At 40.6% G+C, this 8,039-nt stretch carries 9 protein-coding genes and 1 pseudogene; all 10 read left to right on the top strand.

Annotation, left to right across the window (positions count from 1 at the left end):
* Positions 1 to 40 precede the first annotated feature (40 nt).
* Complete coding sequence (locus OCV47_RS15555) at positions 41 to 1,552, top strand: MobA/MobL family protein (RefSeq protein ID WP_262655934.1); 1,512 nt, start codon at positions 41 to 43, stop codon at positions 1,550 to 1,552.
* A 37-nt stretch (positions 1,553 to 1,589) separates the two neighbouring features.
* Positions 1,590 to 3,464: an AAA family ATPase gene (locus OCV47_RS15560; RefSeq protein ID WP_173739832.1), complete on the top strand. Its 1,875-nt coding sequence runs from the start codon at positions 1,590 to 1,592 to the stop codon at positions 3,462 to 3,464.
* A 140-nt stretch (positions 3,465 to 3,604) separates the two neighbouring features.
* The gene (locus OCV47_RS15565; RefSeq protein ID WP_044961321.1) at positions 3,605 to 4,072 is read left to right on the top strand and encodes a helix-turn-helix domain-containing protein; all 468 of its coding nucleotides are present in this window, start codon (positions 3,605 to 3,607) and stop codon (positions 4,070 to 4,072) included.
* The gene (locus OCV47_RS15570; protein ID WP_044961323.1) at positions 4,065 to 4,439 is read left to right on the top strand and encodes a hypothetical protein; all 375 of its coding nucleotides are present in this window, start codon (positions 4,065 to 4,067) and stop codon (positions 4,437 to 4,439) included. Before OCV47_RS15565 ends, OCV47_RS15570 begins: the two co-directional genes overlap by 8 nt.
* A 242-nt stretch (positions 4,440 to 4,681) precedes the next feature.
* Positions 4,682 to 4,921 (top strand): hypothetical protein, encoded by a 240-nt coding sequence (locus OCV47_RS15575; protein WP_005609451.1) that lies wholly within the window; start codon positions 4,682 to 4,684, stop codon positions 4,919 to 4,921.
* Positions 4,922 to 4,933: 12 nt separating this feature from the next.
* Entirely contained in the window at positions 4,934 to 5,302 is a 369-nt protein-coding gene (locus OCV47_RS15580) for a hypothetical protein (RefSeq protein WP_015526702.1), read from the top strand.
* A gap of 92 nt (positions 5,303 to 5,394) precedes the next feature.
* Positions 5,395 to 5,604 (top strand): DUF6462 family protein, encoded by a 210-nt coding sequence (locus tag OCV47_RS15585; RefSeq protein ID WP_005609464.1) that lies wholly within the window; start codon positions 5,395 to 5,397, stop codon positions 5,602 to 5,604.
* Positions 5,605 to 5,697: 93 nt separating this feature from the next.
* Entirely contained in the window at positions 5,698 to 5,868 is a 171-nt protein-coding gene (locus OCV47_RS15590) for a hypothetical protein (RefSeq protein ID WP_015526701.1), read from the top strand.
* A gap of 35 nt (positions 5,869 to 5,903) precedes the next feature.
* A complete protein-coding gene (locus OCV47_RS15595; protein ID WP_021651165.1) occupies positions 5,904 to 7,139 on the top strand; it encodes a tyrosine-type recombinase/integrase in 1,236 nt (411 codons plus the stop codon).
* A gap of 170 nt (positions 7,140 to 7,309) precedes the next feature.
* A pseudogene (locus OCV47_RS15600) lies at positions 7,310 to 7,789 on the top strand (lysine--tRNA ligase); the annotation flags it as partial.
* Positions 7,790 to 8,039 lie beyond the last annotated feature (250 nt).

The following is an 8,039-nucleotide window of genomic DNA, read 5'->3' on the forward strand; positions in this document are numbered from 1 at the left end:
TTCTATTTTCAGGGAATTCCCTTTCTGATAACAGGGAATTTTGTTTCCGATTTCAGGTACTTTTATTATACGCTACACATATGTGCCGGAACGATTATCAGACAGGGAAACATTATGGAACGAGGTAGAGAGAGCAGAAAAGGGCAAGCGGGCACAGCTTGCCTATTCTTTTGACATTGCATTGCAGAATGAACTGACGTTAGAGGAGAATATCCAACTGGCGAGAGAATTTTGCCAGGAACAATTTGTGGCACGTGGCATGATTGTGGATCTGGCAGTTCATGAGGGAAAATCAAAAGATGGAGATGAACCGGATAATCCTCATTTTCATGTACTTGCTCCAATTCGTCCTTTTACAGAAGAAGGAATTTGGGGAAATAAACAGAAACGGGAATATGTTTTAGACGAAGAAGGAAACAGGATAAAAGATGCCAAAGGAAAGTATGTCTTCAATGCTGTTTCTACTACCGGTTGGAACGATCCTGAACTTTTAAAGGAATGGAGAAAGGCATGGACCGAGAAAGTGAATGATAAATTCCGGGAGTGTCATATGGCAGCAAGAATCGACCATCGTTCCTATAAAGAACAGGGAATTGATCTGATCCCGACAATTCATGAAGGGTACGAAGTCAGAGCAATGGAGAAGAAGGAAATCAAAACAATCATTGGAGAGTTGAATCGGGCGATCCGGCAATTCAATCAGATGTTCATTTCCTTAAAAGAATCTATCCAGTGGATGAAAACAGCCTATGAAGAAATGAAAATGGAACTGGATCGAAGGCAGCAGAACCCGACGCTTTTGGAGAGTCTGCAAGATTATTATGATAAAAAAACGCAGAATAGCCCGAAACTTTCAAATTTTTATGCGGAGATGGAACGAAGGGGAAAGAAAATTTCAAACTTACAGGAGTTTGCAAAATCCATCAATTATCTTCAGGTACACAACATTGAGACAATGGACGATTTACAAACACGAATTCAGGAACTGAATGGAATTATTTCTGCCAGCAAAGCTGAAATCAGTGAAAAGAGAGAACAACTGAAAAACCTGGAAGATTTGGAAAAGAAGATGCAGGTATTGAAGCAGAATCAGCCGTTGATAGATGAATACAACCACTTCTTTTTCCAGAAAAGACGGGAAAAGTTTTATACGGAGCATAAAAAAGCGATCAATTATTATCGTAAATGTGAGCGTGAACTAAAACCATACCGGGATAAAAAGGGACGGCTGCCAGAATCCAGATGGAAAAAAGAAAAAGAAGATCTCCGTATAATGATTGAAGAATTAAAAGCTGATAATCAGCCCTATCAGGATGAGCTTGCCTTTGTGAAAAAGGTACAGAGATGTGCTGATATTGCCAGGCGAGATCGTGAAATGCCAGAAACAGATACTTCCGGGCTTTCAGAAGAAAAAAGAGAAATGCCGGAGCAGGAATCGAAACAGAAATCTTCTATTCATGGCAGACTGGCGGAGAACCAGAAACTGATTGAGGAAGAAAAAGTGAAAAATCGACAAATGAAGAAAAAACGAAGTAATGAGATAAGTTTATAAAAATCTGTTGCAGGACAGACGGGAAAGGATGATGAAAATGCAGTATACAGAAGAACAGATCGCAAGAGCAAACCAGACAGATCTTGTTTCTTTTCTGAATGCACGGGGAGAACAGTTGGTAAAAAGTGGCAGAGAATACCGTTGGAAAAAGCATGACAGTGTAACGGTATCAGGAAATCGCTGGTATCGTCATAGCCAGAATAAGGGTGGCTATCCGGTGGATTTTGTGATGGAATTTTATCATGCCACATTTCCGGAAGCGGTGAAGATGTTGATCGATGAAGAAGGCGAAGGCAGGCAGAAGTCCTGCCTCGCCCCGTCACCTGACTTCCGGTTACCGGAGAAAAGTGAAACGAATGAGACGGTCATAAAATATCTGACAGAAATCAGGAGGCTTGAGAAAGATCTGGTGGAGGAATGGATTGCCGGTGGGAATATTTACGAAGAAAAGAAACACCATAATGTTGTATTTGTCGGCAGAGATGCAGACGGTATTCCGAGATATGCGCACTGCAGGGGAACTGGCGGGATAAAATATCGGGGAGATGTAGCTGGTTCGGATAAATCTTATGGATTCTGTCACAGAGGAGAGGATAATCAACTGTTTGTATTTGAAGCAGCCATTGATCTGCTGTCATTTATCCAGTTATTTCCAAAAGACTGGAAGAAACGTAGCTACCTGAGCCTGGGCGGAGTCTCCAGTGTGGCACTGATGACTTTTCTTTCTGAACGCCCTCAGATTACTTCGGTTTTCCTGTGCCTGGATAATGATCACGCAGGAAATGAAGCTTGTGAAAAATTGGCAGGAGAAATTCCGGATGGATATCGTGTGATCCGGTTGAAACCTGCCAGAAAAGACTGGAATGAAATTCTCTGTGACGAAAATGCTGACAGAAAGAAAGTGATACAGGAAACCGTTACAATGAAAATGCAGGAGAAAGAAGCACTGGTGCCGATGTTATGTTATAAAGATATTGAACAGACCAGTGTGGAATGGCTGTGGTTCCCTTATATTCCATTTGGAAAACTAACAATCATTCAGGGCAATCCGGGAGAGGGAAAAACCTATTTTGCCATGATGCTGACAGCAGCGTGCACGAACCGTAAGTTGTTTCCAAACATGGAAGATATTGAGCCATTCAATGTGATTTACCAGACAGCAGAGGATGGCATGGGCGATACTATTAAGCCAAGACTGGTGGAAGCAGGAGCAGATCTGAGCCGGGTTATGGTAATTGATGATTCGGAAGAAGTATTGACCTTATCCGATGATCGGATTGAAAAAGCGGTCAGACAGAATCATGTCCGGCTTGTAATCATTGATCCGGTACAGGCATTTATCGGAGCAGATGTGGACATGAACCGGGCAAATGAAGTTCGTCCGGTATTTCGCAAATTGGGTATGATTGCAGAGAAAACCAGTTGTGCTATCGTACTGATTGGTCATTTGAACAAATCTTCTGGGACACAGAGTACTTACCGGGGGCTTGGCTCTATTGATATCATGGCAGCAGTAAGAAGCTTGATTTTTATTGGAAAAGTGAGAAAAGATCCGACAACGAGAGTGTTGATTCATGAAAAAAGTTCTCTTGCACCGCCAGGGGAGACAATGGCTTTTAAACTGGGAGATGAAGAAGGTTTCCGATGGGTGGGAGCTTATGAAATTTCGGCAGATGAATTGTTAGATGGAAAAGAAGGAAAAGCAACCGAAACAAAGCTGGAACGAGGAGCAAAGCTGATTCAGGAACTGCTTGTTGATAAAAACGAAATTTCAATCAGGGAATTAGACGACAAAGCAAAGGAACAGGGAATATCCGGGAGGACAATGCGTGATGTAAGAAGCCGGATGAAGAATGAACTGGAGTATTGGATAAATGAGAAGCAGGAAAACTGTATTCGGTTAAAAGTGTGATTAATATTAAAGAATAATCCAACCAATCAGAACCGTTTAACAATTGTATAGATCGTTGAATTTAATGCTACATTTTAATGCTATAAAAATTGACAAATGTAGCATTAAAATGTATACTTGATTTTAGGAGGTGAGATTCTTTGGACACGTACACAGTAAAAGAAGTTGCCAAAATGATGAATACGTCTGAAGAAACTGTTAGAAGATGGATTCGCTCAGGGAAATTAAAGGCTAATATGGATTCGCGGAAGAAGGGGAGTGTTATCACTGATGCAATGTTGAGAGAATTCACAAGGAATACGCCTAAATATGCTGCTGCATTGGCTAATCCGATAGGAGGAATTGTTGCTGCCTCGACATTGTTGTTAGGAACTTTTGTAGCAAAGAATATTGAAAAAGGTGAAGCAATAAAGAATTCTACTGTTGATTCGGAGGAAATAAAAAAGATATTGAAAGAGAATCTTGTAACGGTTAATGCAAATATAAAAAATAAGAAGAAGGCTATTGCCCAGCTTGAACAGGAAATAGTTGATGAAGAAACAAAGGTAAAAAGCCTGGAATATTTATTGAAAAACATTGAGAATGTAAAGGGGGATGCAAATGAGTGATCTTAGTAAAAAAATAACAGAGTTATTGTCTAATGAATGTAAAGCTGCACCGGATATGACGCATGGTCTGAAAAATATCGGTGATGGGGATATGAAAGAGGGAATGAAAATTATGGTAGATTTTTTTGAAGAAAACGGTATGAGAAAAGGCGCATTGCTTGGTGCAACAGCAACTCTTGCTGGGGTAGGACTAATAGTTGGAGCAAAAAAACTTTATTCAATGAAAAAAGTTCATAAAGAAAAAGGTGAGAAAATTCTTAATGGATTAAAACAGGGAATAGAGAATGAACTGACGGAAAGCATTGAAGATTATGAGTGTACTAAAGAAAGTGAAAAAGCAGAAAACATTCAGGCAGATAATGTGTGATGTAAGAGACCGAATGAAGAATAAACAGGAATATCTGATTAAAAAACGGATGGTGGCAGACAGATTAAGAAGGTACAGCGTTTTATAGATACCTTATCTGCCGTCTGCCACCTGCCGGCGTATGGATATTTTTAAGTGTATAGGAATAAGTAAATTTGGATTGACAGAAAATATAGAAAAGCGTATTATAATAGCAAGAGGTGGGATTTCCCACACAAATGCTTGCGTAGGAGGTGTTGATAATGGAAGCAATGAAAGATTATGTTGCTCATCTGGACAATAAAAAAAGGATTACCCTCAGAGGAGCTGCTTATCAGTATTATAATGTAAAAGAATATGGAAATGGCTGCATTATTCTGGAACCTCGGGAACTGGCAGTGCCAGAGAGCATTTCAGCCAGAACCCTGGCAGATATGGATCGTGCAGTAAGTAACTTTAAAAGAGGAGATGTTTCTCCGGCTATTGACCTGTCAGATTTTTAAAAGGAACAAAGAATGAACTTTAATATACGAATGGGAATCCCTGAAATGCAGGAACTTTGGCTAGATCTGCAGGAGAAATATCGTTCTGGGAATATAAAAAAGAAGGAAGAACAGTTGTATAAAAAATGGGGAAAGGCTTTAAAGCTGTTATCGGCAGATCCAGGGTATCCAAGTCTTCAAACCCATGAGATAGAGCCATTGTCCAGACGTTATGGAATGAAAGTGTGGCAGTCTTATCTGGAAAACAAAACCAGTGGCGCAATGAGAATGTACTGGGTTTATGGACCAGACCAGAAAGACATTACGATTATCGGACTGGAACCACACCCGGAAGATAAGAAAAATGGCGCATATGACCGAATTTCACTGTCGGATTTATAGAATAAAACTGAATATGGAACTTAACACGAGCAGTTAGTCTATGAAAAAAATAGGGTAGCTGCTTTTTTCATGCCCAAAAGGAGGTGTCGTGTATGGGATATGCACGTAAAGATGTAGAAAAGACAAAGAAAATAGCCAAGAAATTTGTCCGTTATCAGGAAGGGGCAGAACTTTACAGCATTGGGCTGACAAAATTCCAAGAGCTGGCAAAAGAGGCGAAAGCAGTGTACAAGATTGATAAAGTTGCGCTTGTAAATTGTGAGATCTTTGAGAAATATCTGGAGACATTTCGGATTGCGTAGAAAACAGAAGAAACTTGCGGAAGGACGAAAAACAGGGATTGACTTTTTGTCATACGAAAATTATAATGTGGATGTGGAGGAATAAGAACAGATATGGCGAGAACAGGGAGACCAAAATCGGAAAATGTAAAAAAGAAAGTATTGAGTATCCGGGTGGAAGATTCTATGTATAAGCGTATCTGTGATTATGCCGGAAAACACAAAATGACTGTGACAGAAGTTGTCTTGCAGGGACTGGAGAAAGTTTTGAACAGACCTGAATAATATGGAGTCCTTCCTTTATTTGAAGGAGGATTTATATGGCACAGACAAGAAAAGATCTGCGGGGCAGAGTCCTGCGGAAAGGTGAATCACAGAGACGTTCCGATGAGAGGTATGTATATACTTATACGGACCCACTTGGAAGACGTAAATATGTTTATGCACAAGACCTTGTAACGCTTCGGGAAAAAGAAGCACAACTCTTGAAAGATCAGATGGACGGTCTGGATATCTATGTTGCCGGAAAGGCTACTGTAAATTTTGTATTTGACCGTTACATGAGTCTCAAAAACAATCTGAAACCGACGACCAAGAGCAATTATCTGTATATGTATGACCGCTTTGTGCGAGATACATTTGGAAAGCGGAATATAGCAGAGATCAAGTATTCAGATGTAGTGCAATTCTATAATTACCTGGTTGAGAAACAAGAATTGCAGATCAATACACTGGAAACAGTTCATACGTTACTGCATCCGACTTTTCAACTGGCAGTGAGGGATGACATTATCAGAAAAAATCCTTCGGATGGTGTCATGGCAGAGTTAAAGAAAAATTTGGGTATGAAAACCGGTGTGAGACATGCACTGACAATTCCACAGCAGAGAGCATTTATTGAATATATTGCCACGCATCCGATTTATTATCACTGGTGGCCAATCTTTACCGTTTTTCTTGGAACTGGCTGTCGTATCGGTGAAGTGTTGGGATTGAGATGGGAAGACATCAATTATGAGAAGCGGATTATCTGCGTTAATCATAATCTGACGTATTATCCGGTAGGTGAGGATCGTGCCTCAGAAAATCACATTTCAACACCGAAAACAGAAGCTGGGATGCGGACGATTCCTATGCTGGATGCGGTAAAAGATGCTTTTGAAATGATCTGGGAAGAACAGAAAGAGAAAGGCTGGACGGATGCAGAGATTGATGGAATGACAGGATTTATTTTCTGTAACCGTTATGGAAATATAATGAATGCACAGTCAGTCAATCGGGCAATCAAGAGGATATCTTCTTCCTACAATGCGACGGAAGAAGTAGAAGCAAGAAAAGAGCATCGAGAGCCAGTGCTGCTCCCCAACTTTTCGGCACACAATCTGAGACACACTTTTTGTACAAGACTTTGTGAAAGAGAAACCAATCTGAAGGTTATCCAGTCGATCATGGGGCATAAGGATATTCAGACTACTATGGATATCTATGCGGAAGCGACCGAGGAGAAAAAACAGGAAACATTTGAACATTTGGCTGCAACAATGGATGTATTTTAAGAAGGGCTTATGAAGACTTCCATCTGACAACAGAAAGAACCAAATGACATCAAATTGACAACAAATATAATTTGACAATGGTTCATCATGAATAATGATGAAGAGAAGACAATTTAATAGAAACAGCCCAGCGAAGCGTTATGAAGAATAACGAAGAAATGCTAAAAAAATTCCCAACAATGAAGTCACAGGGGGCAGCTAAGAACGAAGCAAACAATGCTGCACAGGCTGGTACAGCTGCTCCTGCAGAGGAAGAAAAGCCTGCTGAAAAGATCGATTTTTCCAAGGTAAAGATCGAGCCGCTGTTCACAGAATATGTGGATTTTGATACTTTCAGCAAGTCAGATTTCAGAGCTGTAAAGGTAAAAGAGTGTGTTGCAGTACCGAAATCCAAGAAGCTCCTGCAGTTCACTCTGGACGATGGAACAGGCGTAGATCGTACGATTTTAAGCGGAATTCACGCATTCTATGAGCCGGAAGAACTGGTTGGAAAGACCTTAATTGCGATCACTAATCTGCCACCGAGAGCCATGATGGGAATTGAATCCTGTGGAATGCTCCTCAGTGCAATCCATGAGGAAGAGGGAGAAGAAAAGCTCCATCTTCTGATGGTTGATAACCACATCCCGGCTGGTGCAAAGCTGTACTAAAATTAAATATAAAATGTCTAAAACCATGATGTCAGACCGCATTTGACAACAAAATTTGGGAGAATGATGAATCGTTATGAAGCATGACGAATTTCAGGTGAAAGGGCACAGGTTTGGACAATGAATTAAGAGCACTTCTTAGAGTTAATCTAAGAGGTGCTTTTTTTCGTCGTGTGTCCAGCGAAGCTGGACCACACTTGCCGGTGTAAGTCCGGTCACGGTAATCGCCAGTGAGCCGTGTAGCTAAACT

Source organism: Muricoprocola aceti (assembly GCF_025567005.1).
GTDB lineage: Bacteria > Bacillota > Clostridia > Lachnospirales > Lachnospiraceae > Marvinbryantia > Marvinbryantia aceti.

Excerpts from the sequence above, each read along its gene's own strand:
- OCV47_RS15560 (WP_173739832.1), top strand. The coding sequence starts at position 1,590 with ATGCAGTATACAGAAGAACAGATCGCAAGAGCAAACCAGACAGATCTT.
- OCV47_RS15570 (WP_044961323.1), top strand. The coding sequence starts at position 4,065 with ATGAGTGATCTTAGTAAAAAAATAACAGAGTTATTGTCTAATGAATGT.
- OCV47_RS15575 (WP_005609451.1), top strand. The coding sequence starts at position 4,682 with ATGGAAGCAATGAAAGATTATGTTGCTCATCTGGACAATAAAAAAAGG.
- OCV47_RS15580 (WP_015526702.1), top strand. The coding sequence starts at position 4,934 with ATGAACTTTAATATACGAATGGGAATCCCTGAAATGCAGGAACTTTGG.
- OCV47_RS15585 (WP_005609464.1), top strand. The coding sequence starts at position 5,395 with ATGGGATATGCACGTAAAGATGTAGAAAAGACAAAGAAAATAGCCAAG.
- OCV47_RS15590 (WP_015526701.1), top strand. The coding sequence starts at position 5,698 with ATGGCGAGAACAGGGAGACCAAAATCGGAAAATGTAAAAAAGAAAGTA.
- OCV47_RS15595 (WP_021651165.1), top strand. The coding sequence starts at position 5,904 with ATGGCACAGACAAGAAAAGATCTGCGGGGCAGAGTCCTGCGGAAAGGT.